We start from the raw sequence: 24,882 nt of genomic DNA, 5'->3' as shown, positions 1-24,882 counted from the left end.
CGCGTATCCGGTGCGTACGTGTGCCCGTACGTCGGCGTACGGGTGCCTGTACGTCCTGCCCGCGCGGCGCCCGTGTTACGCCCGCGGCGGAAAGAGCCCGGTCGCGGGCGCCGGCGCGTGGCCCGGGGGAGGCGCCCCGGCCTACGCTCGGGACGGCGGGTGTCGTGCCGGTCCACAGCTGACGGAGGAATCCATGGGTGAAGGCGTCCTGCGTGCCGTTCCCGGTCCCGGCCGTGACGAGGGGCCCGGGGAACCGCTGATGCGGGATCTCGTGGGGGCCGCGCTGCGCCGGGCCCGGCTGCGGCAGGGCCGCACGCTGAAGGACGTCGCCGACCGGGCGCAGGTGTCGCTGCCGTATCTCTCGGAGATCGAGCGCGGGCGCAAGGAGCCGTCGTCCGAGGTGCTGGCGGCGGTCTGCCGCGCACTCGGTCTGCCTCTGGTCGATCTGGTGGGCGCGCTGCACTCCGACCTGTCGACGCCGTGGACGACCGCGCACCGGTCGACGGCGCGCTCCGCCCGGAACGGCGGGACCGAGGCGCTGCTGCTCGCGGCGTGAGCCGCCCCGTCCGTCCGTCCGCTCGTCCGTCCGTCCGGCGGGGGCGGGCCGCTGATCCGCGGTCCGCCCCCGCCGTCCGCACTTGGGCACCCCGCCCTACCGCCCGCGTTCCGCCAGTTCGCGGGTGGTGATCACACCGTCCACCAGCCCGTACGCCTTGGCCTGCGCCGCCGTGAAGTACTTGTCCCGGTCGGTGTCCTCCCGCAGCCGCTCGACGCTCTGACCCGTGTGGTGCGACAGGATGTCCTCGATCTCCGCCCTCGTGCGCAGCACCTCCGCCGCCTGGATCTCCAGGTCCGCCGCCTCGCCCTGGCCCTGTGTGGACGGCTGGTGCAGCAGCACCCGTGAGTGCTGGAGCGCCGTCCGTTTGCCGGGCGCCCCCGCCGCGAGGAGTACGGCGGCGCCGGAGCCCGCCTGGCCGAGACAGACGGTCGCGACGTCCGCCCGGACGAACTGCATCGTGTCGTAGATCGCGGTCAGCCCGGTGGCCGAGCCGCCGGGGGAGTTGATGTAGAGGTGGATGTCCAGGTCGCTGCTCTCGTGGTCGAGATGGAGCATCTGCGCCATGATCACGTTCGCGACGCCGTCGTCGATCGAGGTGCCGAGGAAGACGATCCGCTCGGAGAGCAGCCGGCTGAAGACGTCGTAGGAGCGCTCGCCGTTCGGTGTCCGCTCGACGACCACGGGGACGGTGTACTGCCCGCTCATGCCGTCGCCCCCTTGAGGCCGGTGGTGCCGGTGGTGCCGGTGGCGGCGCCCGTCGTCCCGGTCGTGCCCGCGTGCTCGAAGCCGAAGCCGCTCGCCGCGTCACCGCCCAGCTCCGCCACACTCCGTACGACACGGTCGACGAAGCCGTACTCCCTCGCCTGCTCCGCCGTGAACCACCGGTCCCGGCGCTGATCGGCCGTGATCGTCTCCAGGCTCTGGCCGCAGTGCTCCGCGATGAGCTTCTGCATCGTGAGCTTGGTGTACGCGAGATTCTCCGCCTGGACGGCGATGTCGGCCGCCGTCCCACCGAGTCCGCCGGACGGCTGGTGCATCATGATCCGAGCGTTCGGCAGGGCGTAGCGCTTGCCGGGTGTCCCCGAGCAGAGCAGGAACTGCCCCATGCTGGCCGCGAAGCCCATCGCCAGGGTGGCGACGTCGTTGGGGATGAACCGCATGGTGTCGTAGATGGCCATCCCCGCGTGGACGGAGCCACCGGGGCTGTTCACGAACAGGACGATGTCCCGCTTGGGGTCCTCCTGCGACAGCAGCAGGAGCTGGGCGCAGATCCGGTTGGCGATCGCGTCGTCCACCTGTTCGCCGAGCACCACGATCCTGCCGTGCTGAAGGCGGCCGGCGATCTGGTCGTCGAACGGCACCGGGGCGGTCTCCGCCGCGAGCCGTGGAACGGTCGAGAGCATGTCTTCCTCCGTGACCCGGCCCCCGACGGCGGGTGCTCACCCGCCTCGGCCGGTCCACTCCACCCTGCGGACGCGGCTCCGGCGCGGGCGAGGGATTCTGCCGTCCGGAGATCTCCTCTCGGCAGAGCGGCGCGCCGGATTGAAGGCCGACCGGCAACTTGCTGCACCGTCTTACGCATCGCGCGTAGATGTGCAATCTTGTTGTGCATGACCGACGGCGCCACCTGCGTGAGGCTCAACTGACGCCCTGTCAGGGCTAGTTGGGGATTCGTGGGCAATCGTCGCGGTCGGGCATGCTACGCGCGTAGTCGAACCTCCCGTCCCCCACCGAAGAGGAAAAGACAGTGAAGAAGCTCGTCAGAAGCGCCGCGATCGGCGTCTCCGCTCTCGCTCTCGCGTTCTTCTCGTTCCCCGCCGCCGCGCAGGCAGCCCCCACCGACACCAAGGCCCCCGCCGGCGCGCTGGCCAAGCTCAGCCACGCCACCGCCGCCGCCCAGCTCAGCAACGCCGGCATCGGCATCCGCTCCAGCGGTGGCTGTTCGGACCGCAACAACCCGACCTGTACGTCTCTCGACCAGGTCAACTCCGCCACCATCCAGGGCGCGATCACCCTCAAGGGCGCCACCGGCTGCGCCATGACCGTCACCGGCGGCACCGAGACGGGCCACGCGTCGGGCACCTACAGCCACTGGAACGGCTACAAGCTCGACTTCGCCATGTCGAGCTGCCTGACCAACTACATCACCGGCACGTTCACGTCCATCGGCGGCAGCAAGTGGCGGTCGGGCTCCGGGAACATCTACTACAACGAGTCCAACCACTGGGACGTGACCTACTACAACTGCGGCGGCTGCTGACCGGCTCCGCCTCCGACCCGCGCAGAACAGGGAGGGTGCTCCCTCGCACACGGGGGCGAGGGAGCACCCTCCCGCGGCTTCCTCCCGACCGATGATTTTTCCGCGCCGTGCCGGTCTGTACGTCGGACACCGACTCACGGGAGGCTGACGCCCATGCGGAAACTGACCTTTGCCATGAATTCGAGCCTGGACGGCTACGTCGCGGCGCCCGGCGACGACCTCGGCTGGAGCGAGCCGAGCGACGAGGTGTTCCAGTGGTGGTCCGACCGGGTGGGCGCGACGGATCTGGCCCTGTACGGGCGCAGGCTGTGGGAGGAGATGAGCTCCCACTGGCCGACCGCCGACAAGCAGCCGGACGCCACACCGGCCGTGATCGAGTACGCCGACCGCTGGCGGTCCATGCCGAAGGTGGTCTTCTCCTCCAAGCCCAGAGAGGTCGACTGGAACGCCCGTCTGGTCACCGGTGACGCGGTCACCGAGATCACCCGGCTCAAGGCCGGCGACGGCGGGCCCATGGACATCGCCGGAGCGACCCTCGCCGCGGCGGCCATGCGGGCCGGGCTGATCGACGAGTACGTGCTCCTCACCTACCCGGTCCTGGTGGGCGGCGGCAAGCCCTTCTTCACCGCCCTGGACAGCTGGGTGAATCTGCGCCTGGTGGAGACCCGGACGTTCGCCGGCGGCGTGCTCCTGACCAGGTGGGAGACCAGGCGCTGAGCGCTCGACGCCCGGCCTCGCGCGGCCTTCGGGACCCCGCCCTGGCGGCGTGCCGGAGACGGCGCCACGCCCTGTGAGAGGCTGGACCGCATGAACCGGTTGGCTGGTGTGACCTCGCCGTATCTGCTTCAGCACGCGGACAATCCGGTCGACTGGTGGCCCTGGACGCCGGAGGCTTTCGAGGAGGCACGGCGGCGCGATGTGCCCGTGCTGCTGTCCGTCGGGTACTCCGCCTGCCACTGGTGCCATGTGATGGCGCACGAGTCCTTCGAGAACGAGGCCACGGCGGCGTACCTCAACGAGCACTTCGTGTCGGTGAAGGTCGACCGGGAGGAACGGCCCGACGTCGACGCCGTCTACATGGAGGCGGTGCAGGCGGCGACCGGGCAGGGCGGGTGGCCGATGACCGTCTTCCTCAACGCGGAGGGCGAGCCGTTCTACTTCGGTACGTACTTCCCGCCCGCGCCCCGGCACGGCATGCCGTCCTTCCGGCAGGTCCTCGAAGGCGTCAACTCCGCCTGGACCGAACGGCGTGCGGAGGTCGGCGAGGTCGCCGCCCGGATCGTCGGGGAGCTCGCGGGGCGCTCCCTCGCACACGGGGGCGAGGGCGTGCCCGGCGAGGAGGACCTGGCGCGTGCGCTGCTCGCGCTGACGCGGGACTACGACGAGAAGCACGGCGGCTTCGGCGGCGCGCCCAAGTTCCCGGCGAGCATGGTGGTGGAGTTCCTGCTCCGCCACCACGCCCGTACCGGCTCCGAGGGCGCGCTCCAGATGGCGTCCGACACCTGCGAGGCGATGGCGCGCGGCGGAATCTACGACCAGCTCGGCGGTGGATTCGCCCGTTACTCGGTCGACCGGGAGTGGGTGGTCCCGCACTTCGAGAAGATGCTCTACGACAACGCCCTGCTCTGCCGCACCTACGCACGGCTGTGGCGGGCCACCGGGTCCGATCTGGCGCGGCGGGTCGCGCTGGAGACCGCCGACTTCATGGTGCGTGAACTGCGCACGGCCGAGGGCGGGTTCGCCTCCGCGCTGGATGCCGACAGTGAGGAGGTGTCGAGCGAAGCTCGTCCGCAGAAGGGCGGTGGTGGGCGACGGGAGGGCGGGACGGGCAGGCACGTCGAGGGCGCGTACTACGTCTGGACACCCGCGCAGCTCAGGGACGTGCTCGGTGAGGCGGACGCGGAGTTCGCCGCGCGGTACTACGGCGTGACCGGGGAGGGCACCTTCGAGGAGGGCGCCTCCGTCCTCCAACTCCCGCAGGGCGAAGGGGTCGTGGACGCGGCGAGGGTCGAGTCCGTACGCCGGCGGCTCCTCGCCGACCGCGACACCCGGCCCCGCCCGGAGCGGGACGACAAGGTCGTCGCCGCCTGGAACGGACTCGCGATCGCCGCGCTCGCCGAGACCGGCGCGTACTTCGGACGGCCGGATCTGGTCGAACGGGCGACCGAGGCTGCGGACTTGCTCGTGCGGGTGCACATGGACGAGACGACGCGGCTCGCCCGTACCTCCCGGGACGGCCGCGTCGGCGCCAACGCCGGTGTGCTGGAGGACTACGGCGATGTCGCCGAGGGCTTCCTCGCACTCGCCGGGGTGACCGGCGAAGGGGTCTGGCTGGACTTCGCGGGATTCCTCCTCGACACCGTCATCGAGCGGTTCACCGGTGAGGGCGGCGCCCTGTACGACACGGCGCACGACGCCGAGCCGCTGATCCGCAGGCCCCAGGACCCGACGGACAACGCCACCCCGTCCGGCTGGACCTCGGCCGCCGGAGCCCTGCTCTCGTACGCCGCCCACACCGGCTCGGAGGCCCACCGCACCGCCGCCGAGGGGGCACTCGGCGTGGTGAAGGCGCTCGGACCGCGCGCCCCGCGCTTCATCGGCTGGGGTCTCGCCGTCGCCGAGGCGCTGCTCGACGGGCCGCGCGAGATCGCCGTGGTGGGTCCGCGCGGTGACGCCGCGACGGCCGGGCTGCACCGTACGGCGCTGCTCGGGACGGCCCCCGGTGCCGTCGTCGCGGTCGGCGAGCCGTCGGGCCTGGAGGCGTCCGGCGAACCGGAGTTCCCGCTGCTGGCGGACCGGCCGCTGGTCGGCGGACGCGCCGCCGCCTATGTCTGCCGGGGCTTCGTCTGCTCGGTCCCGACCACCGAAGTGGACGCGCTGGCCGAGCAGTTGACCGTACGCGTGTAGCAACGCCCGCGCCCCATGCACAGTTCGGGCCGGTTGTGAAGCATGCAAAATCGGACGTAATCACAGAGTTCATCGAATTGGCCCCTCTGTCGTCACACTTCCCCCCTATCTTCATCACGAAGGGCACGCAGTAAGTGCGCATGGGGGGCATGCGTACAGGGTGATTCCGGGGGGACCGGCGGCCAAGGGGGGCCTTGCCGCGGTTCACCCTTGGCCGAGGGGGGCCATGTGGTCACGTCCGTATTCGTCGCTGCCGTCTCGCTGGCGCTGTTCTGGATGGCGGCGTTCACGCTCTGGTGGCAGATGCACGCCTGGCGTACGCCGGAGACGCTGGCGGCGACACGATTCGACCGGCCGGACGGGGGACCGGCGCGCTCGTTCTCGCTGCTCCTGCCCGCCCGTCACGAACAGGCGGTCCTTGAGCACACCATCGAGCGGCTGCTGGAATCCAGCCACTCCAGCTTCGAGATCATCGTCATCGTCGGGCACGACGACCCCGAGACCGCGCAGGTCGCGGAGCGGGCCGCCGCACGCGATCCCGCCCGGGTCCGGGTCGTCGTGGACACCCATCCCGCGAAGAACAAACCCAGGGCGCTGAACACGGCGCTGCCCCACTGCACCGGCGAGGTGGTCGGGGTCTTCGACGCCGAGGACCAGGTCCATCCGGAGCTGCTCACCCATGTCGACCACGCCTTCCGCACCACCGGAGCCGATGTCGTCCAGGGCGGCGTCCAGCTGATCAACTTCCACTCCAGCTGGTACAGCCTGCGCAACTGCCTGGAGTACTTCTTCTGGTTCCGCAGCAGGCTGCACCTGCACGCGCAGAAGGGCTTCATCCCGCTGGGCGGCAACACCGTCTTCGTCCGCACCGACGTGCTGCGCGCCGCGGGCGGCTGGGACCCCGACTGCCTCGCCGAGGACTGCGACCTGGGCGTACGGCTCTCCAGCACCGGCAAGAAGGTCGTCGTCGCCTACGACTCCGACATGGTCACCCGTGAGGAGACACCCGACTCGCTGGTCTCGCTGCTCAAACAGCGCACCCGCTGGAACCAGGGCTTCCTCCAGGTCTACCGGAAGAACGACTGGCGCCAACTGCCCACGCCCGGTCAGCGGTTGCTCGCCCGCTACACCCTGATGACACCGTTCTTCCAGGCGGTCACCGGCGTCGTCATCCCGCTCAACGTGGCCATCGCGCTCTTCCTCGACGTCCCTGTCGGGATCGCCTTCGTCACCTTCCTGCCGGCCGTCACCGCGCTCGTGACGTTCGTGTTCGAGCTCGTGGGGCTCCACGACTTCGGCAAGCAGTACGGACTCAGGGTCCGTCTCACGCACTATCTCAAGCTCGTCGCCGGCGGTCCCTTCTACCAGGTGCTCCTGGCCGGCGCCGCCGTCCGCGCCGTGTGGCGCGAGCAGCGCGGCCGCCGCGACTGGGAGCTGACCAGCCATGTCGGCGCGCATCTCACCCGAGAGGACATCCACGCGTGACCTCGACCCTCCCCGCGGAGGCGACGGAGACGGCCACCGGCCGGACCACCCGAACCGCCCCCGCGACGATCCCCCCTGCCCCGGGCAGGACGACCGACCCCGGCACGGAGCCCGCACCGGGCCCGGCCGGTGCGGACGACGGACGACACCCCGGCCGCCGGCCGCGCGGCCGGCGACGCCACGATCAGCGGCACGGCGGCCAACGACGCCAGGACAAGCGGCGGTTACTCGTACGGCCCGTCGTCCGCTTCCGCACCTCGCGCGCCGATCTGTTCCTCTGCGCCGCCCTGCTCCTGGTGATCATGGCCGTCCAGGGCTGGAACATCCAGCACTACCCGACCCTCAGCGACGACGAGGGCACCTATCTCGCCCAGGCGTGGGCCGTCCAGCAGGGCGACGGACTCGCCCACTACACCTACTGGTACGACCACCCGCCGCTCGGCTGGATCCAGATAGCCGCGCTCACCTGGCTGCCCTCGCTCATCGCGCCCGAGTCGATGACCGTCGGCGCCATGCGCTTCGCGATGCTGCTGGTCAGCGCGGCGAGCGCGGTCCTGCTCTACGTACTCGCCCGGCGCCTGTGGCTGCCGCGCTGGGCCGCCGCACTCGCGATGGGGCTGTTCGGGCTCTCCCCGCTCTCGGTCGTGCTGCAACGGGAGATCTTCCTCGACAACATCGCCGTCATGTGGATGCTGCTCGCCTTCTGTCTGGCGGCGTCGCCCGACCGGCACCTGTGGCACCACTTCGCCGCCGGCATCGCCGCCGCCGTCGGGGTGCTCACCAAGGAGACGATGCTCATCGTGCTGCCGGCCGTACTGGTGACGATGTGGCGCAACGGCCACCCCGACACCCGTAAGTTCGCGGTCACCGGAGCCATCACCGCCTGTGCGCTCATCGGCCTCTCCTACCCCCTCTTCGCCCTGCTCAAGGGCGAGTTGCTGCCCGGCGACGGCCATGTGTCGCTGTGGGACGGCGTCGTGTACCAGATGAGCAGGCCCGGCTCCGGCTTCGTCCTCGACGCCGGCTCCGGCTCGCACGGCGTCCTGCGGTCATGGCTCTACTACGACCGGATCCTGCTGCTCGGCGGGACGGCCGCCGCGCTCCTGCTGCTCCTCACCGTCCGCTGGTCCGTCACCGCGCGGGCACTGGCCGGGCCCGCCCTGGCCGTCGCGATACTCACCGCCGTCGCGATGCGCCCCTCCGGCTACCTCCCGGCGATGTACGTCATCCAGGGGCTGCCGTTCCTCGCCCTGGTGCTGGCGGGCGGCGCGGCCGGCGTCTGGCACGCGCTGCTGCGGGGAGGACGCCGGCCGGACGAGCCGCGGGGACTGACCGCCGTACGGTGGACGGCCGCCCTCGCGCTCGTCGCCGCCTCCCTCGCGTACGTCGCGCCCCGCTGGTACGAAGGCAACCGCACCGCCCTGACCACCGACGCCAACGCCCCCTACCGGGCCGCCGCCTCCTGGATGGCGACCGAGGTCCCCGACCCGGCCGGCACCCGCGTCCTCGTGGACGACGCGATGTGGCTGGACCTGGTGCACGCCGGATACCGGCCGGGGCTCGGCGCCATCTGGTTCTACAAGGCCGATCTGGACCCCGCCGTGGCCAGGACGATGCCCGGCGGCTGGCGCGACATCGACTACGTCGTGGCGTCACCGACCGTCCGGCGCGACGCCCGTGACCTGCCACGCGTGCGCGACGCGCTCGACCACTCCGAAGCGGTGGCGGTCTTCGGGGACGGCGAGGACCGGATCGAGATCCGCCGGACCACGGACGCCGCGGGAGGCGAACGATGAGCACCCTTCCTGTCCCGCCCCGGGGGACCGGCGAACTCGGCGACGTGGAGCTGGAGTCGACGGCGGTGGCCGAGCCCGGCGCCGTCACCGTCATCATCCCCACGTTCAACGAGGCCGCGAACGTAGGGGAGTTGCTGCGCCGGCTGACGGAGTCCGTACCGTCCAGACTGCCGTGCGAGGTCCTGTTCGTGGACGACTCCACCGACGGCACCCCGGAGGCGATCGAGGAGGCCGCGCAGGACTGCCCGTTCCCCGTCGCCGTCATCCACCGGGACGAACCCGTCGGCGGCCTCGGCGGCGCGGTCGTCGAAGGGCTGCGCACCGCCTGCTCCGAATGGATCGTCGTCATGGACGCCGACCTCCAGCACCCGCCGTCCCTGGTCCCGGAGCTGGTCGCCACCGGAGAGCGGGCCGGCGCCGATCTCGTGGTCGCCAGCCGGTACGTCGAAGGCGGCAGCAGGGCCGGACTCGCCGGGGGCTACCGCGTCGCCGTCTCGCGCGGCGCCACATGGCTGACCAAGGGCCTGTTCCCGCGCCGGCTGCGCGGCATCAGCGACCCGATGAGCGGCTTCTTCGCGATCCGCCGCAGCGCCGTCACCGCGGACGCGCTGCGCCCGCTGGGCTACAAGATCCTGCTCGAACTGGCCGTACGCTGCCGGCCGCGGCCGGTCGCGGAGGTGCCGTTCGTCTTCCGCGACCGGTTCGCGGGCGAGTCCAAGTCGACGGCCAGGGAGGGGATGCGGTTCCTGCGGCATCTCGTCGAACTGCGCACCGCGTCGCCCCTCGCCCGGATGGTGGCCTTCGGGCTGATCGGACTGACCGGCTTCGTACCGAACCTCCTCGCGCTGTACGGGCTGACGGGCGCCGGCATGCACTATCTGCCGGCCGAGATCGTCGCCAACCAGTTCGGGGTGGTGTGGAACTTCGTCCTCATCGAGCTGCTGCTGTTCCGCGGCCGGCGGGCGCACCGGCACCGGGCGGACCGGGTGGGGCGCTTCGCGCTGCTCGCCAACGCCGATCTGCTCCTGCGGATCCCCCTGATCGCCCTGCTCGTGGGGGAGTCCGGGATGGCCGTCATGCCCGCCACCGTGCTGGCGCTGTTCGCGACGTTCGTGCTGCGGTTCGCGGGGACCGAGGCGCTGGTGTACCTGCCGAGACGCGGAGGGGGCCGGTCGCGCGACCGCGCCGCCCGCGCCGTCCCCGCCACCCGCACCGGAAGGAGCGGCCGATGACCCCGTTCCGCAGACCGCCCGCCCGGCGCAGCCGCCGTACCGCGCTGCTCGCCGTCACCGCGATGACCGCCGGGCTGCTGCTCAGTGTCCAGCAGCCCGCCACCGCCGGTAACAACCTCGTCAAGAACCCCGGCTTCGAGACCCCCGGCACCGGGGGCGGCGCCGCGATGCCGGAATGCTGGTCGCGGTCCGGCTGGGGCGACAACGACTTCACCTTCGCGACCGTCGCCGACGCGCACAGCGGCACCGGCGCGCTCCGGGTCGAGCTGACCCGGCGGCTCGACGGCGACCGCAAGGCGCTGGTCACGGAGTCGGCGGCGTGCGCGCCGGCCGTGGAGGAGGACAAGCAGTACGACCTCTCCCTCTGGTACAAGTCGACGACGCCGGACACGGCGATCACGCTGTTCCGGCACGACACCACGGCCGGCTGGCAGTACTGGACCGACCTCAAGACCCTTGACCTCAGCGCCGGTTACCAGCGCGCGGAGGTCCGTACCCCCGTCGTACCGCCCGGCACCGACCGGATCAGCTGGGGCGTCTCCGTCTTCGGCACCGGCAGCGTCACCACGGACGACTACGGCATGGAGGAGGTCACCGTCCCCGCGCCCGATCCCGGCTGCACGGGGACGGCGGCCGACTGCGCCGACGGCCGCTGGGAGGTGCTGGAGACCGAGAACCCGGTGCGCTCCATGCACTCGGTGGTCCTCAACAACGGCAAGGTGCTGCTGATCGCCGGTTCCGGCAACGACCCGGAGGCGTTCGAGGCCGGGACCTTCACCTCGGCGGTGTACGACCCCGAGGACGGCACGTACCGGACCGTCCCCACGCCCGACGACATGTTCTGCTCCGGACACGTTCAACTGTCCGACGGCCGCGTGCTGGTGATGAGCGGCAACAAGGGCTACCCCTCGGCGGACGGCACCGTCGGCTACCAGGGCTACAAGGACTCGTACGTCTTCGACCCGGCCACCGAGACCTACAGCAGGACCGACGACATGAACGACGGGCACTGGTACCCGTCCGCCACGATCATGGGCAACGGCGACGTGCTGTCCTTCGGCGGGCTGCGCGAGGACTCGACCGGCTCGGTGACGGCCGAGCGGTGGTCGGCGGCCGAGGAGGAGTGGCTGCCGCTCGGAGAGGTCAACCAGACCTGGTCGTACTGGGGTCTTTACCCGGCGATGGTGCTGATGCAGGACGGCCGGCTGTTCTACACCGGCAGCCACACCTTCGGCAACGGCACACCCGGCACCGGCTCCTCGATCTACGACTACGACGCCAACACCGTCACGGACGTGCCCGGCCTGCGGAACAAGGACGAGCGCGACCAGTCGGCGAGCGTGCTGCTGCCGCCCGCCCAGGACCAGAAGGTGCTGACCATCGGCGGCGGGAACATCGACTCCAACCCGGAGGCGAACCGGCTCACCGACATCATCGACCTCAAGGAACCGGACCCCCGGTACCGGGCCGGGCCGCCGCTGCCGCAGGGCACCGTCGACCTCGGCGGCCCCGGCGGGCCCCAGCCGCAGACCGGCGCGCAGGGCAAGATGTACGGCTCCGCGGTGCTGCTCCCCGACGGCACGGTGCTGGAGACGGGGGGCGGGCTGCACAACCGGGCCAACCCGGTCTTCTCGACCTCGGTGTTCGACCCGGTGACGGAGACGTACGACGTGGTGGCCACCGATCCGGAGCCGCGCGGTTACCACTCCTCGGCGTTCCTGCTCCCCGACGGCCGGGTGATGACGACCGGCGACAACCCGGGCAACGGCTCCTGGAACCACCGGGTGTCGCTGTACACACCGCCGTACCTGTTCAAGGGGCCGCGGCCGGAGATCACGTCGCTCATCGACCCGGAGTGGAACTACGGCGACACGCAGCGGATCACCGTCGACCGGCCCGTCGTGAGGGCCGAGTTGATCAGGCCGGCGGCGGTGACGCACTCGTCCGATCCCAACCAGCGCTTCGTGGACCTGCCGTTGACGGTCGACGGGAACACCATCGACCTGAATGTGACGGGCAATCCGAATCTGGCGCCGCCGGGGTGGTACATGCTCTTCGCCGTCGACGCCAACGGGGTCCCGTCGGTGGCCGAGTGGGTCAAGCTGGGCGGCCCGGCCGCCCTGGCGGAGAAGTCCGGGCACGGCGGGCACCACGACTTCGCCGGCGACTTGGCGAAGCAGGCCAAGAAGCCCCTGAAGAAGCGGAGTTCGGTGCCGGTGAGCCCGCGGATCTCGGGCTGTGACCGGCACTACGGCTCGGCGGACGTGTGTGTGCCCACGGTCTTCCCGGAGACGGTGCGGGCGACGAAGGGCACGTCGCTGACCCGGGCACGCTGCGAGTGGCTCGCGTCGAACGGCTACGGCGCGCTGAAGGTCAACGGCGAGGACGATCCGCTGCGGCTGGACCCGGACGGGGACGGGAGGGCGTGCGCGAGTCCGAACTCGACGGCGGGACGGGCGGACTGAACCCGTCCGCCGGGGGAGGGCGGCGCACGCGGCCCGTCCACTCCACTCCCTGTCCGCTCGCCATGTCAGGAGTGCTGGTACGCCACCAGTGAGATCCCGACGTAGTGCGTGACGAACGCGGCGAGCGTCAGGGAGTGGAACACCTCGTGGAACCCGAACCACCGCGGTGACGGGTTCGGCCGCTTCAGCCCGTAGATCACGCCGCCCGCGCTGTAGAGCAGCCCGCCGACGACGATCAGGACGAGGACGGCGATGCCCCCCGTACGCATGAAGTCCGGCAGGAAGAAGACCGCGGCCCACCCCATCGCGATGTAGCAGGGGGTGTAGAGCCAGCGCGGGGCGCCGACCCAGAAGACCCGGAACGCTATGCCCGCCACCGCCGCGCCCCAGACCGCCCAGAGCAGCGTCCGGCCGGTGGAGTCCGGCAGCAGCAGCATCGTCAGCGGGGTGTAGGTGCCCGCGATGATCAGGAAGATGTTGGCGTGGTCGAGCCGGCGCAGTACGGCTTCGCCCCGGGGGCCCCAAGTGCCCCGGTGGTACACGCCGCTGACGCCGAAGAGCAGACAGGCCGTGGCGGCGTAGATCGCGCAGGCCACCCGCGCCTCGGTGGAGTCCGACAGGGCGATCAGCACGATTCCCGCTATCACCACCGCCGGGAACATCCCCATGTGCAACCAGCCGCGCATCACCGGCTTCACCGGGGCCGGCAGCTGGATCTCGGTCGGTCCCCCTTCGGGTGGCCGGGGGTTCGCGAGCGGGTCGGACGCGGCAGAAGTCATGTGCTCATGCTACCTACGGGACCGTAGGTTCCGGGTGGTCCTGTGGCGGGCCCGACATCCGCGGGCCGGGGAGCGGCGGAGTGGCGATGCTCACGTGTGCGGCCCCCTGGACAGATGGGCGCGGGCGTCGGATGATCAAATGAGTGCGGTCGGCACCGGATGAGCGGTAACGAAGCGTCCGGGTCGCAGCCCCCACGGGGCAGACACCTACAAACCCTCATCAAGGAGTAACCGTGGCGCGCGACGCAGGGATTTCCAACGGAGACCCCCTCAATCCCGTGGCTCCCACCGCCCCGACCGGCCACCAGGAGCTGATCTCCTGGGTCGACGAGATCGCGGCTCTGACCCAGCCCGACCGGGTGGTCTGGTGCGACGGCTCGGAGGTCGAGTACGAGCGCCTGTGCGGGGAGCTCGTGGCCAAGGGCACGTTCACGAAGCTCGACCCGATCAAGCGCCCCAACTCGTACTACGCGGCCTCCGACCCCACCGACGTGGCGCGCGTCGAGGACCGCACCTTCATCTGCTCCGAGAAGGAGGAGGACGCGGGCCCCACGAACAAGTGGAAGGCCCCGGCGGAGATGCGTGACATCTTCACCGGCGACCAGGGCGTCTTCCGCGGCTCGATGCGCGGCCGGACCATGTACGTCGTCCCGTTCTGCATGGGACCGGTCGGCTCCCCGCTCTCTGCGATCGGTGTCGAGATCACCGACTCCGCGTACGTCGCGGTCTCCATGCGCACCATGACGCGCATGGGGCAGCGCGTCCTCGACGAACTCGGCGACGACGGCTTCTTCGTCAAGGCCGTCCACACGCTCGGCGCGCCCCTGGCCGCCGGGCAGGCCGACGTGCCGTGGCCGTGCAACACCACCAAGTACATCTCGCACTTCCCCGAGGACCGCGAGATCTGGTCGTACGGCTCCGGGTACGGCGGCAACGCGCTGCTGGGCAAGAAGTGTTACGCCCTGCGCATCGCCTCCGTCATGGCGCGCGACGAGGGCTGGCTCGCCGAGCACATGCTGATCCTCAAGCTCACGCCGCCGCGCGGCGGGGCCGAGGCCGTGAAGTATGTCGCCGCGGCCTTCCCTTCTGCCTGCGGCAAGACCAACCTCGCGATGCTGGAGCCCACCATCTCCGGCTGGACCGTCGAGACGATCGGCGACGACATCGCGTGGATGCGGTTCGGCGAGGACGGCAGGCTGTACGCGATCAACCCGGAGGCCGGCTTCTTCGGCGTCGCGCCCGGTACCGGTGAGCACACCAACGCCAACGCCATGAAGACGATGTGGGGCAACTCCGTCTTCACGAACGTCGCGCTCACCGACGACGGCGACGTCTGGTGGGAGGGCATGACCGAGGAGCCGCCCGCGCACCTCACGGACTGGAAGGGCAACGACTGGACCCCGGAGTCCGGGACCCCCGCCGCCCACCCCAACGCCCGCTTCACGGTGCCGGCCGGCCAGTGCCCGATCATCGCGCCCGAGTGGGAGGACCCCAGGGGCGTCCCGATCTCGGCGATCCTCTTCGGCGGGCGCCGCGCCTCCGCCGTACCGCTGGTGACGGAGTCGTTCGACTGGCAGCACGGCGTCTTCCTCGGCGCGAACGTCGCCTCCGAGAAGACCGCCGCGGCCGAGGGCAAGGTGGGCGAGCTGCGCCGCGACCCGTTCGCGATGCTGCCGTTCTGCGGCTACAACATGGGCGACTACATGGCCCACTGGGTCAAGGTCGGCGCCACGGCCAAGGCGAGGGGGGACGAGTCCAAGCTCCCGAAGATCTACTACGTCAACTGGTTCCGCAAGAACGAGGCGGGCTCGTTCGTCTGGCCCGGCTTCGGCGAGAACGGCCGCGTGCTGAAGTGGATCGTGGAGCGGCTGGAGGGCAAGGGCGAGGGCGTCGAGTCCCCGATCGGCATCCTTCCGGCGAAGGGTGCCCTGGACACCGAGGGCCTCGACCTCTCGGACGCGGACCTGGACTTCCTGCTCACGGTCGACAAGGAGGTCTGGCGCGAGGAGGCGTCGCTGGTCCCGGCCCATCTGAACACCTTCGGCACGCACACGCCGCCGGAGCTGTGGGACGAGTACAACGCGCTGGTCGACCGCCTGTCCTGACCCGTCCCTCGGGTCGCCCGCCCCGACGGTCTCCCGACCACCCCGACCACCCTCCGAGAACGGCCCCCGGAGCCCGTCCCTCACGGCTCCGGGGGCCTCTCGGTGTCCGGGTCCCGCCTACTCCACGCGGACGATCTGCGGGTCGTGGTCGCTCGCCTGGTCGGCGAACTCGGCGTCAGCCGGTGGTCGCCAGGGGCTGGGCGGGGAGGGGCGCCGGGGACTGGAGCGCCGCCTTGTGGGCGTCCATTCGTTCCGCGGCGAGGATTGCCGCCGTCGTGTCCGCGCGGGACGCGGCGACCACCAGTGCCCGGCCGGCGTGCGCCAGCGCGCGGCGGTGCAGCTCCGCTGTGTCCCGGCCGGGCCGGGGGGTGGACGTGCGGGCCGGCGGGGTGCCGCGCAGGCGGGTGACCTGCTCGGCGATCAGTTCGGCCGCCCGGTCGAGCCCCAGGTCGTCGGTGACCGTCAGCAGCGCCGCGAGGTGGCCGGCGAGCTGGATGTCCAGCTCCTCCTCGCGGGTGCGGTGCGGGAAGTCGGCGTCGGCCGTCGAGTGGACCGACTTGGTGCGGATCGGCTCGTACATGGTGATGGTCTCCTGGCGTCGTCAGGAGACCATCCTACATTGGAATCAGTCTAAAGTTGAGTCGCGTCGAACCGAACTGTCACGGCTGCGCGTAGCCGTCCAGGAAGTCCCCGATCCGGGTCACCGCGTCCGCCAGCTCCGGCGCCGCAGGAAGCGTCACGATGCGGAAGTGGTCGGGCTCCGGCCAGTTGAATCCCGTCCCGTGGACGACCATGATCTTCTCGCGCTGGAGCAGGTCGAGGACCATCTGCCGGTCGTCCTTGATCTTGAAGACCTTCGGGTCGAGCCGGGGGAAGAGATACAGCGCGCCCTTCGGCTTCACACAGGTGACGCCGGGAATCCGGGTGAGCAGGTCGTACGCGGTGTTCCGCTGCTCCAGGATGCGCCCGCCCGGCAGCACGAGCTCGTCGATCGACTGCCGCCCGCCGAGCGCCGTCGCCACCGCGTGCTGCGAGGGCATGTTGGCGCACAGCCGCATGTTGGCCAGGATCGTCAGGCCCTCGATGTACGAGGTCGCGTGCTTCTTCGGGCCGCAGACCGCCAGCCAGCCGGAGCGGAAGCCGGCGACGCGGTAGTTCTTCGACAGGCCGTTGAAGGTCAGGGTCAGCAGGTCCGGCGCGATCGCGGCGGTCGGGGTGTGGGTGGCGCCGTCGTACAGGATCCGGTCGTAGATCTCGTCGGAGCAGACGATCAGACCGTGCCTGCGGGCGATCTCCGTGAGCCCGAGGAGCATCTCGTCGCTGTAGACGGCGCCGGTCGGGTTGTTCGGGTTGATGATCACGATCGCCTTGGTGCGGTCGGTGATCCTGCGCTCGACATCGGTCAGGTCCGGCATCCACTCCGCCTGCTCGTCGCAGCGGTAGTGCACGGCGGTGCCCCCGGCGAGCGAGACGGACGCCGTCCACAGCGGATAGTCCGGTGCCGGTACGAGGACCTCGTCGCCGTCGTCGAGCAGTGCCTGCATCGACATCTGGATCAGCTCGGAGACGCCGTTGCCGAGGTAGATGTCCTCGACGTCCAGCTCGATGTTCTTGGTCTGGTAGTGCTGCATCACCGCGCGCCGCGCGGACAGCAGCCCCTTCGCGTCGCCGTAGCCGTGCGCGTCGCCGAGGTTGCGGAGGACGTCCTCCAGGATCTCGGGCGGGCACTCGAAGCCGAAGGCCGCCGGGTTCCCCGTGTTGAGTTTGAGGATGCGGTGGCCTGCTGCTTCCAGCCGCATCGCCTCGTCGAGGACGGGGCCCCGGATCTCGTAACAGACATTGGCGAGCTTGGTTGACTGGATGACCTGCATGACGGTGAGCTTACGACCGGGTTTCGCGGGGCGCCTGGTGTTTTTGACCACGTCGGTCCGGAGTGTGAGACGGGAAGACCCCGTCAGGCCCCGCCGGGCCCCGCGTTCTGTTGAGGCAGTGTTCACCGAAGCGGCCCGGGCAGTTCACCCGGGCAGCGGGGGGTCGCACAACGCTGGGCGCTCATGAAGAAGCGCAGCACAGTCCTCGCCCTGGCCACCGTCACGGTCATGGCCGCCACCACCGCACTGCTGCCGTCGGCCCTGGCCACCGGCTCGCACGACGGGCCCGGCCGCGGCGACAGCCACGGCGGCACGCTCGACCTCACCTTCCTCGGCCGCTACGAGAGCGGCAAGTACGACGAGGGCGGCGCGGAGATCACCGCGTACGACTCCCGGACCCGCCGGGTCTTCACGATCAACGCGCAGGCCGGCACCGTCGACATCCTCGACATCCGCGATCCCTCCCGGCCCCGCAGGACCGGCGAGCTGGTCACCCCCGGTGCCAACAGCGTCGCCGTCCACGGTGGCCTGGTCGCCGTCGCCCAGCAGGCCGGGGCCAAGACGGACCGGGGCACGGTCTCGTTCTTCCGCGCCTCCGACGGCCGCAAGCTGAGAGAGGTACGGGTCGGCGCCCTGCCCGACATGCTGACGTTCACCCCCAGGGGTGACCGCGTCGTCGTCGCGAACGAGGGCGAGCCCGACTCCTACTGCCCGCCCGGCGGCGAGGAGCCCGCGGGCGTCGACCCCGTCGGCTCCGTCAGCGTCGTGGAGCTGGACCGGGGGCGCGGCGGCGACCTGCGGGGCGCCACCGTACGCACGGCGGGCTTCGGGAAGTGGGACCGCAAGAAGGCGCAGCTGATCCGGGACGGCGTGCTGATCTACGGCCCGAACGCCTCCGTCAGCCAGGACATCGAACCCGAGTACGTGGCGGTCTCCGAGGACGGCCGCACCGCCTGGGTCACCCTCCAGGAGAACAACGCGCTCGCGCTGGTCGACCTGCGCCGCGCCGAGGTCCGGGAGATCGTCCCGCTGGGCGAGAAGGACCACTCCAGGCCCGGCAACGGCCTCGACGCCTCCGACAAGGACGGCGGCGCCGACATCCGCACCTGGCCGGTCAAGGGCCTCTACAAGCCCGACGGCATCCACGCGTTCACGGCGCGCGGCGGCGAGTACACCGTCAGCGCCAACGAGGGCGACGCCCGCGACTGGGACTGCTTCGCCGAGGAGGTACGGGTCAAGGACGTCGAGCTGGACCCGAAGGCGTTCCCGGACGCCGCCGCGCTCCAGAAGGACGACGCGCTGGGCCGCCTCAACGTCACCACCACCTCGCCGCGCGACAGCCGGGGCCGGGTCACCGAGCTGCACTCGCTCGGCGGTCGCTCGATCTCCGTACGCGACGAGCGCGGCCGGCTCGTCTGGGACTCCGGGGACGACCTGGAGCGGCTGACGGCGAAGGCCTTCCCGGACGACTTCAACACCGACAACGCCGAGAACGCCCCCGACAGCCGCAGTGACAACAAGGGTCCCGAGCCGGAGGGCATCACCACCGGAACGGTGCGCGGCAGGCCGTACGCCTTCGTCGGTCTGGAGCGGCCCGGCGGCATCGCGGCGTACGACCTGAGCGACCCGCGCCGCCCGAAGGCCGCCGGATATGTCAACTCGCGTGATTTCGCGGGCGATCCGGAGGCCGGCACGGCGGGCGACCTGGGCCCGGAGGGTGTGCTGTTCGTCGCGGCGAAGGACAGCCCGACGGGTGACGCGCTGCTGGTGGTCGGCAACGAGGTGAGCGGGACGACGGCGATCTACCGGGTCGGCCGCTGAGGGGTGGCCCCGGTCCCGTTGCCGGGGATGTCGTCGATCGCCGGACGGGCTCAGGAGCGGCCCGTCCGGCGGTGGGGGCCTGCCCGCGGCTACGGCCGGCGCCGTACCGACCGGCCCGCCAGGACGTCCGTGCGGCGGCCGTCCTCGATCACGAAACGGCCGTCGATCAGCACGTGCGGGATGCCCACCGGCATCGTCCGCGGCGAGGCGAAGGTCGAGCCCGCCGCCACCGTCTCCGGATCGAACAGCACCAGATCGGCCCGGTACCCCTCGCGGACCAGGCCCCGGTCCGCGAGGCGCAGGCGCGCGGCGGGGCGCGAGGTCAGATGGGCCACGCACTCCTCCAGCGACAGGACGCCCAGCTCGCGCACGTACCGGCCCAGATACCGCGGGAAGGTGCCGTACGCGCGCGGATGCGGCTTCGCGCCCTGGAGGATCCCGTCGCTGCCCCCGGTGTGCACCCGGTGGCGCATGATCTCCCGCACGTTCTCCTCGTGCCCGACGTGCTGGAGGATCGTCGAGCCGAGCCGGTCGTCGATCAGCAGCTTGCGGGCGGTCAGCCAGCCGCTCTCGCCGCGCAGCCGCGCCGTCTCGGCGATCGTCCGGCCGACGTGCGCCGTGAGCGCCGGATCGGCGACGCCGGAGATCTCGATGGTGTCCCACTCGATGGGCACACCGTGGCAGCCGTCCGCGCCGATCTCCTCCATGTGGTGCCGGATCTTCTCCGCCGTCGCCGCGTCCCGCAGCCGCTCCAGGATCGCGTCCTGGCCGCCCGCGCTCGCCCAGCTGGGCAGCATCGCCACGAGCGTCGTGCAGCCGGGCGTGTAGGGATAGGTGTCGAGCGAGATGTCCGCGCCGTCGTCCAGCGCCTTGTCCAGCAGGGCGATCAGATCGGGTGCCCTGCCCTTGTTCACGCCGAAGTTCATGGTGGCGTGCGCGAGATGGAGCGCGCAGCCGGCCGTGCGCGTGAGGTCGACCATCTCCTCGTACGCGCGCAGGGCGCCCGCGCCGTAACTGCGGTGGTGCGGGCAGTAGTAGCCGTCGTAGCGGGCCACCACCCGGCAGAGTTCGGTGAGTTCGGCGTCGTCCGCGTACATGCCCGGCGTGTACGTCAGCCCGGAGGACATGCCGACGGCGCCCTGTTCCAGGGAATCGGCGACCAGTTGGCGCATCCGGTCCAGTTCGGCGGGGGTCGCCGGGCGGTCGTCCCGGCCCACCGCGTACATCCGGACCGTGCCCTGCGGCACCAGATACGCCGCGTTGACGGCGATGCCCCGGCCGTCGAAGCCGCGGTCGAGCCGGTCCAGGAACTCGCCGACCGTGCGCCAGTCGAAGTCGACCGAGGTGTCGCCGGGCCCGCCGCCGTTCCAGCCGGTGATGGTCCTGCGGACCTCGGCGAGCGTGGTGTCGTCGACGGGGGCGTACGACAGCCCGTCCTGGCCGATCACCTCCAGGGTCACGCCCTGCGCGGCCTTCGCCGAGTGGTCGGGGTCGCGCAGCAGCGCGAGGTCGCTGTGCGCGTGCATGTCGATGAAGCCGGGGGCGAGGGCGAGCCCCGCGGCGTCCACGACGCGCGCCCCGGAGAGCGCGGGGCCGGCGCCGGGCGCGTGGCGCCGGATCTCGGCGATACGGCCGGCGGTGACGCCGACGTCCGCCCGGTAGGAGTCCCGACCCGTGCCGTCGACGACACGCACGTCCCGTATGACGAGATCCATGGCTGGCAGCTCTCTCTGGCTCGTAGGGGTGCTGGTGGGCGGTTCGTCGCCGGACCGGCCCGGACGTCGCGTCAGAAGAACGTGCGGATCAGATCCGTGACCGTGCCGTCCGCCTCGGCCAGCGGGATCAGCTGCCACTTGTCGAACGACGTGCACGGGTGCGAGAGCCCGAAGCCCACCCAGTCGCCGACCTCGATCACCGCGTCCGGCGACGTGTGCAGCTTGCCGTGCTGGTCGGACAGGCCGGTGACCGTGATGCCGCGCGCCGGGCGCGTCTCGCCGGTGCGCGCGTCGCGCACGACCTGCGCCTCCGGCAGGTCGAGATCGTACGCCGCGTCCCGCTTGCCCGCGTTGACGAACGCCTGCTCCGGCGACGGGCGCGAGACCACCTGGGCCCAGAGCCGGAAGGCCGGCTGGAGCGCGCCCTCGGCGGGGATCCGGTTGAAGGGCGTCAGCCGCTTGTAGTGGCCGTCGTCGTGGGAGACGTAGGCGCCGGAGCGCAGCAGCTTCAGCACGGGGCGGGACAGCACGGGGAGGTCGCCGAAGACATCGGCGACCGCGTCGAACCACGCGCTGCCGCCCGCGCTCACCACCACCTCGTCGACGGTCCCGGAGAACCGGCCCGCCGCGTCGAAGTCGGCGGCCAGCGCGGTGAGCCGGCGCAGCCAGGCACGTACGGTCTCGTTGTCGGCGTGCGGCACCTCGCCCTCGTACCCGGCGACACCGACCAGCCGCAAGGTGTCGGTGGCGGCCACGGCGTCGGCGACCCGCGCGCACTCGGCCTCCTTGCGGACGCCGGTCCGCGCGCCCTCGCCCGCGCCCAGCTCCACGACGACGTCGACGGGGCGCGAGCCGCCCGCCGCCCGCAGAGCCCGGTCCATCAGCTCGACGCCGCGCACGGAGTCGACGTAACAGATGAAGCGGAAGCCCGGGTCGCCGTCCAGCTCGGCGGAGAGCCAGCGCAGCGCGACCTCGTCGACGACCTCGTTGGCGAGGAAGATCCGCTGGATGCCGAACGCCCGGTAGACACGCACCTGGTGGGGGAGCGCCGCGGTGATCCCCCAGGCGCCGTGCTCCAGTTGGCGCGCGAAGAGCTGCGGGGACATGGACGTCTTGCCGTGCGGGGCGAACGCGAGGCCGTGCCGCTCGGAGTACGTCTCCAGGAGCGCCAGGTTGTGGGTGAGGGACTCGGCGGAGAGGGCGAGCACCGGGGTGGTGAAACCGCCGGTGAAGAGGTTGCGGCGCTCGGCGGCCAGCTCCGCGACGGTGAGGCCGTCGGCGTCCGGCGGCAGTCCCTTGAAACGGTGGTCGAGACGCTCGTTGCCGAGGTGCTCTTCGCTGAGTCGTCCGGCGACCGCCACAGGGCCTCCTCCATCTGTCTCGTTGCAACATGTGCAACACCCATTGCGTATAGCGCTTGACGCTGTCTAACATCCGAGCCGTTGCCGGGTCAATGATGGGCCCGGAGCCCCGGCCGGTGAAGGCCGACGCCGGACCGGACGAAGGCCGCCGCCGGCCACGACGAGCGAGGAGCCCCGAGTGCCCGCACCGGAAGCAGCGGACCCGACCGGCCCCGATGGGCCCGGCGCACCCGTCGACGTGGTCAGCCTCGGCGAGTCCATGGTCACCTTCCTGCCCTCGCGCCCCGGCCGTCTCGCCGACGTCCCCGCCTTCACCCGCACCATCGGCGGCGCCGAGTCCAACGTCGCCTGCGCGCTGGCCGCCGCCGGGCACACCGTCAGATGGGTCAGCCGCGTCGGCGCCGACGGCTTCGGGGATTATCTGGTGGAGGCGATCGGCGGGTACGGCGTCGACACCTCCGCCGTCCGCCGCGACGCGGACGGCCGCCCGACCGGTGTCTACTTCCGTACCGCCACGGACCGCTCCACCACCGCCCACGAGGTCGCCTACTACCGGGCGGGCTCGGCCGCGTCCGCGATGTCGCCGGTGACGATGGACCGCGCCGACCTCTGGTCCGGCCGTGTCCTGCACCTGTCCGGCATCACGGCCGCCCTCTCGGACGACTGCCTCGCCCTGATGCGTGAGCTGTCCGAGCGCCGGCCGGGCCGGCCGCTGCTCTCCTTCGACGTGAACCACCGCCCCGCGCTCTGGCGCGACGGCTCCGGTCCGCGCGTGCTGCTCGAACTCGCCCGCGGCGCCGACCTCGTCCTCGTCGGCGACGACGAGGCCGCGCAGCTCTGGGACCTGCACAGCCCGGAGGCGATCCGGGAGGCGCTGCCGGAGCCCGCGGCGCTGGTGGTGAAGGCGGGCGCGAACGGCGCGACCGCGTTCGTACGGGACCGGGAGGCGGCCACGGACACCCGCACCTCCGTACCCGCCCTGGCCGTCGACGTCGTGGCACCCGTCGGCGCCGGCGACGCCTTCGCCGCCGGCTTCCTCTCCGCGACGCTCCGCGGCCTGCCGACCGGGGCCCGGCTGCGCCACGGCCATCTGACGGCCGCCGCCGTACTCACCGACGCCGGCGACGTCTGCGTCCCGCCCGCCCGCGCGCACGCCGACCGCCTCGCCGCACTGGACGACGCGGCGTGGGCCGGACTGCGCCTCGGCCCCGGCTGGACCTCCGGCGCCGGGGAGCCCGGACAGCGGCAGGAAGCGGTGCCCGCCCCATGAGCCAGACCGTCGACCGCGCGCTGAGCATCCTGCCGCTCCTCGCCCGGGGCCCGGCCGACCTCGGACAGGTCGCCGCGAGCCTCGGCGTCCACAAGTCCACCGCCCTCCGGCTGCTCCGCACCCTGCACGAGCACGGGTTCGTCTACCGCCAGCAGGACCAGCGCTACCGCCTCGGCGCCCGCCTCTTCGCGCTCGCGCAGGAGGCCGTGGAGAGCCTGGACGTACGCGAGATCGCCCACCCGCACCTGACGGCGCTGGGCGAACAGTGCGGGCACACCGTCCATCTCGCCGTCATGGAGGACGGCGAGGTCCTCTACATCGACAAGGTCGAGAGCCGCTACCCGGTCAGGATGTACTCCCGGATCGGCAAGCCGGTCGCCGTCACCGTCGCGGCCGTCGCCAAGCTGCTCATCGCCGACCTGCCCGAAGCCGAGCGCCGCGCACTCGCCGAGCGGCTCGACTTCCCCATGTACACCCCCCGTTCGATCCCGAACGCCGCCGCCTTCCTCAAGGAGCTGGCGACCGTACGCGAACAGGGGTGGGCCACCGATCTCGGCGGCCACGAGGAGTCCATCAACTGCGTCGGGGCCCCGATCCGCGGTGCGGACGGCCGGGTCGTCGCCGCCATGTCGGTGTCCGCGCCGAACGTCGTCGTCACGGCCGATGAACTCCTCGCCCTGCTCCCGCTGCTGCGCCGCACCGCCGACGCGATCAGCGGCGAGTACTCGGGGCACACGCACCAACCGGAAACCGCACCTCCCGCTCTTCGGAAAGAGATCTCATGAGCGACCAGACCGCGAAGACCGCCGTCGTCCCCGCCACGCACGCCGCGCCGCCGGCCAAGTTCTCCCACGGCGTCCGCAAGGGCGACATCCTCCAGGTGGCCGGACAGGTCGGCTTCCTCCCGGCCGTCCCGGGCGAGGCCCCGACCGTGGTCGGACCGACACTGCGCGAGCAGACGCTCCAGACCCTCGCCAACGTCAAGTCCGTCCTGGAGGCGGGCGGCGCGAGCTGGGACGACGTGATGATGCTGCGCGTCTACCTCACGGACGTCGCGCACTTCGCCGAGATGAACGAGATCTACAACGCCTACTTCGAGGAGCAGAACCTCAGGGACGCGCCCGCCGCCCGTACGACGGTGTACGTCGGCCTGCCCGCCGGGCTGCTGATCGAGATCGACGCGCTGGCCGTACTCGGCTGACCCGGGCCACCGGCCCCACCGGCCGGACGGTCCCGCCGCCCGGTCTCCCCACCGC

Annotated in this window: 20 protein-coding genes; 13 read left to right on the top strand and 7 right to left on the bottom strand. The window is 71.5% G+C overall.

The annotated features are described in order from the left end of the window. The first annotated feature begins 193 nt into the window (after positions 1 to 193). The gene (locus ACZ61E_RS23205; RefSeq protein WP_469701756.1) at positions 194 to 556 is read left to right on the top strand and encodes a helix-turn-helix domain-containing protein; all 363 of its coding nucleotides are present in this window, start codon (positions 194 to 196) and stop codon (positions 554 to 556) included. Positions 557 to 652: 96 nt separating this feature from the next. On the opposite strand, the gene ACZ61E_RS23200 is transcribed toward ACZ61E_RS23205, so the two are convergent. Next, the gene (locus ACZ61E_RS23200; protein WP_469701755.1) at positions 653 to 1,264 is read right to left on the bottom strand and encodes an ATP-dependent Clp protease proteolytic subunit; all 612 of its coding nucleotides are present in this window, start codon (positions 1,262 to 1,264) and stop codon (positions 653 to 655) included. Beyond that, the gene (locus ACZ61E_RS23195; protein WP_469701754.1) at positions 1,261 to 1,962 is read right to left on the bottom strand and encodes a ClpP family protease; all 702 of its coding nucleotides are present in this window, start codon (positions 1,960 to 1,962) and stop codon (positions 1,261 to 1,263) included. The genes ACZ61E_RS23200 and ACZ61E_RS23195 overlap by 4 nt, the downstream gene beginning before the upstream one ends. A gap of 344 nt (positions 1,963 to 2,306) precedes the next feature. On the opposite strand from ACZ61E_RS23195, the gene ACZ61E_RS23190 reads away from it, so the two are divergent. From ACZ61E_RS23190 to ACZ61E_RS23160, 7 genes are all read left to right on the top strand, one after another. Then, positions 2,307 to 2,819, top strand: coding sequence for a hypothetical protein (locus tag ACZ61E_RS23190; protein ID WP_469701753.1), 513 nt, complete (start codon positions 2,307 to 2,309; stop codon positions 2,817 to 2,819). Between the two features lie 153 nt (positions 2,820 to 2,972). Then, the gene (locus ACZ61E_RS23185) at positions 2,973 to 3,536 is read left to right on the top strand and encodes a dihydrofolate reductase family protein (protein WP_469701752.1); all 564 of its coding nucleotides are present in this window, start codon (positions 2,973 to 2,975) and stop codon (positions 3,534 to 3,536) included. 90 nt (positions 3,537 to 3,626) lie between these two features. Continuing rightward, positions 3,627 to 5,726: a thioredoxin domain-containing protein gene (locus ACZ61E_RS23180; RefSeq protein WP_469701751.1), complete on the top strand. Its 2,100-nt coding sequence runs from the start codon at positions 3,627 to 3,629 to the stop codon at positions 5,724 to 5,726. A 228-nt stretch (positions 5,727 to 5,954) separates the two neighbouring features. Beyond that, a complete protein-coding gene (locus tag ACZ61E_RS23175) occupies positions 5,955 to 7,211 on the top strand; it encodes a glycosyltransferase (protein WP_469701750.1) in 1,257 nt (418 codons plus the stop codon). Continuing rightward, positions 7,208 to 9,007: an ArnT family glycosyltransferase gene (locus tag ACZ61E_RS23170; RefSeq protein WP_469701749.1), complete on the top strand. Its 1,800-nt coding sequence runs from the start codon at positions 7,208 to 7,210 to the stop codon at positions 9,005 to 9,007. The genes ACZ61E_RS23175 and ACZ61E_RS23170 overlap by 4 nt, the downstream gene beginning before the upstream one ends. Continuing rightward, positions 9,004 to 10,239 carry a glycosyltransferase gene (locus ACZ61E_RS23165; protein ID WP_469701748.1) on the top strand — a complete coding sequence of 412 codons (1,236 nt, stop codon included), beginning with the start codon at positions 9,004 to 9,006 and terminating at the stop codon, positions 10,237 to 10,239. Before ACZ61E_RS23170 ends, ACZ61E_RS23165 begins: the two co-directional genes overlap by 4 nt. 62 nt (positions 10,240 to 10,301) lie before the next feature. Continuing rightward, positions 10,302 to 12,704, top strand: coding sequence for a galactose oxidase-like domain-containing protein (locus tag ACZ61E_RS23160; RefSeq protein WP_469701764.1), 2,403 nt, complete (start codon positions 10,302 to 10,304; stop codon positions 12,702 to 12,704). A 65-nt stretch (positions 12,705 to 12,769) separates the two neighbouring features. Here the strand turns inward: ACZ61E_RS23160 and trhA are convergent, their stop codons facing one another. Continuing rightward, positions 12,770 to 13,483: a PAQR family membrane homeostasis protein TrhA gene (trhA, locus tag ACZ61E_RS23155; RefSeq protein WP_469701747.1), complete on the bottom strand. Its 714-nt coding sequence runs from the start codon at positions 13,481 to 13,483 to the stop codon at positions 12,770 to 12,772. Positions 13,484 to 13,761: 278 nt separating this feature from the next. On the opposite strand from trhA, the gene ACZ61E_RS23150 reads away from it, so the two are divergent. Beyond that, a complete protein-coding gene (locus ACZ61E_RS23150; RefSeq protein ID WP_469701763.1) occupies positions 13,762 to 15,588 on the top strand; it encodes a phosphoenolpyruvate carboxykinase (GTP) in 1,827 nt (608 codons plus the stop codon). Between the two features lie 175 nt (positions 15,589 to 15,763). On the opposite strand, the gene ACZ61E_RS23145 is transcribed toward ACZ61E_RS23150, so the two are convergent. After that, on the bottom strand, positions 15,764 to 16,168 hold the full coding sequence (locus ACZ61E_RS23145) for an SCO4983 family protein (RefSeq protein WP_469701746.1): 405 nt from the start codon (positions 16,166 to 16,168) through the stop codon (positions 15,764 to 15,766). Between the two features lie 79 nt (positions 16,169 to 16,247). Next, on the bottom strand, positions 16,248 to 17,459 hold the full coding sequence (locus tag ACZ61E_RS23140; protein WP_469701745.1) for a pyridoxal phosphate-dependent aminotransferase: 1,212 nt from the start codon (positions 17,457 to 17,459) through the stop codon (positions 16,248 to 16,250). Between the two features lie 183 nt (positions 17,460 to 17,642). Here ACZ61E_RS23140 and ACZ61E_RS23135 point away from each other — a divergent pair, with 183 nt between their 5' ends. Beyond that, positions 17,643 to 19,280, top strand: coding sequence for a choice-of-anchor I family protein (locus tag ACZ61E_RS23135; RefSeq protein ID WP_469701744.1), 1,638 nt, complete (start codon positions 17,643 to 17,645; stop codon positions 19,278 to 19,280). 89 nt (positions 19,281 to 19,369) lie between these two features. On the opposite strand, the gene ACZ61E_RS23130 is transcribed toward ACZ61E_RS23135, so the two are convergent. Both ACZ61E_RS23130 and ACZ61E_RS23125 read right to left on the bottom strand, forming a co-directional pair. Beyond that, positions 19,370 to 20,995, bottom strand: coding sequence for an N-acyl-D-amino-acid deacylase family protein (locus tag ACZ61E_RS23130; RefSeq protein WP_469701743.1), 1,626 nt, complete (start codon positions 20,993 to 20,995; stop codon positions 19,370 to 19,372). A 71-nt stretch (positions 20,996 to 21,066) separates the two neighbouring features. Beyond that, a complete protein-coding gene (locus tag ACZ61E_RS23125) occupies positions 21,067 to 22,356 on the bottom strand; it encodes an amino acid deaminase (protein ID WP_469701742.1) in 1,290 nt (429 codons plus the stop codon). Between the two features lie 178 nt (positions 22,357 to 22,534). Here ACZ61E_RS23125 and ACZ61E_RS23120 point away from each other — a divergent pair, with 178 nt between their 5' ends. From ACZ61E_RS23120 to ACZ61E_RS23110, 3 genes are read left to right on the top strand one after another with little or no spacing between them, the layout of a single operon-like run. Continuing rightward, the gene (locus tag ACZ61E_RS23120; RefSeq protein WP_469701741.1) at positions 22,535 to 23,626 is read left to right on the top strand and encodes a sugar kinase; all 1,092 of its coding nucleotides are present in this window, start codon (positions 22,535 to 22,537) and stop codon (positions 23,624 to 23,626) included. Beyond that, positions 23,623 to 24,411: an IclR family transcriptional regulator gene (locus ACZ61E_RS23115; protein ID WP_469701740.1), complete on the top strand. Its 789-nt coding sequence runs from the start codon at positions 23,623 to 23,625 to the stop codon at positions 24,409 to 24,411. The genes ACZ61E_RS23120 and ACZ61E_RS23115 overlap by 4 nt, the downstream gene beginning before the upstream one ends. Further along, complete coding sequence (locus ACZ61E_RS23110) at positions 24,408 to 24,827, top strand: RidA family protein (RefSeq protein ID WP_469701739.1); 420 nt, start codon at positions 24,408 to 24,410, stop codon at positions 24,825 to 24,827. The genes ACZ61E_RS23115 and ACZ61E_RS23110 overlap by 4 nt, the downstream gene beginning before the upstream one ends. The last annotated feature ends 55 nt before the right edge of the window (positions 24,828 to 24,882 follow it).

Source organism: Streptomyces sp. NPDC104581, from assembly GCF_055583685.1.
The sequence above is the reverse complement of the archived record's forward strand: the minus strand, read 5'-3'. Positions and strand labels throughout refer to the sequence as shown.

Excerpts from the sequence above, each read along its gene's own strand:
- ACZ61E_RS23200 (WP_469701755.1), bottom strand. The coding sequence starts at position 1,264 with ATGAGCGGGCAGTACACCGTCCCCGTGGTCGTCGAGCGGACACCGAAC.
- trhA (WP_469701747.1), bottom strand. The coding sequence starts at position 13,483 with ATGACTTCTGCCGCGTCCGACCCGCTCGCGAACCCCCGGCCACCCGAA.
- ACZ61E_RS23130 (WP_469701743.1), bottom strand. The coding sequence starts at position 20,995 with ATGGATCTCGTCATACGGGACGTGCGTGTCGTCGACGGCACGGGTCGG.
- ACZ61E_RS23195 (WP_469701754.1), bottom strand. The coding sequence starts at position 1,962 with ATGCTCTCGACCGTTCCACGGCTCGCGGCGGAGACCGCCCCGGTGCCG.
- ACZ61E_RS23145 (WP_469701746.1), bottom strand. The coding sequence starts at position 16,168 with ATGTACGAGCCGATCCGCACCAAGTCGGTCCACTCGACGGCCGACGCC.
- ACZ61E_RS23185 (WP_469701752.1), top strand. The coding sequence starts at position 2,973 with ATGCGGAAACTGACCTTTGCCATGAATTCGAGCCTGGACGGCTACGTC.
- ACZ61E_RS23205 (WP_469701756.1), top strand. The coding sequence starts at position 194 with ATGGGTGAAGGCGTCCTGCGTGCCGTTCCCGGTCCCGGCCGTGACGAG.
- ACZ61E_RS23110 (WP_469701739.1), top strand. The coding sequence starts at position 24,408 with ATGAGCGACCAGACCGCGAAGACCGCCGTCGTCCCCGCCACGCACGCC.
- ACZ61E_RS23165 (WP_469701748.1), top strand. The coding sequence starts at position 9,004 with ATGAGCACCCTTCCTGTCCCGCCCCGGGGGACCGGCGAACTCGGCGAC.
- ACZ61E_RS23160 (WP_469701764.1), top strand. The coding sequence starts at position 10,302 with ATGACCGCCGGGCTGCTGCTCAGTGTCCAGCAGCCCGCCACCGCCGGT.
- ACZ61E_RS23180 (WP_469701751.1), top strand. The coding sequence starts at position 3,627 with ATGAACCGGTTGGCTGGTGTGACCTCGCCGTATCTGCTTCAGCACGCG.
- ACZ61E_RS23135 (WP_469701744.1), top strand. The coding sequence starts at position 17,643 with ATGAAGAAGCGCAGCACAGTCCTCGCCCTGGCCACCGTCACGGTCATG.
- ACZ61E_RS23140 (WP_469701745.1), bottom strand. The coding sequence starts at position 17,459 with ATGCAGGTCATCCAGTCAACCAAGCTCGCCAATGTCTGTTACGAGATC.
- ACZ61E_RS23115 (WP_469701740.1), top strand. The coding sequence starts at position 23,623 with ATGAGCCAGACCGTCGACCGCGCGCTGAGCATCCTGCCGCTCCTCGCC.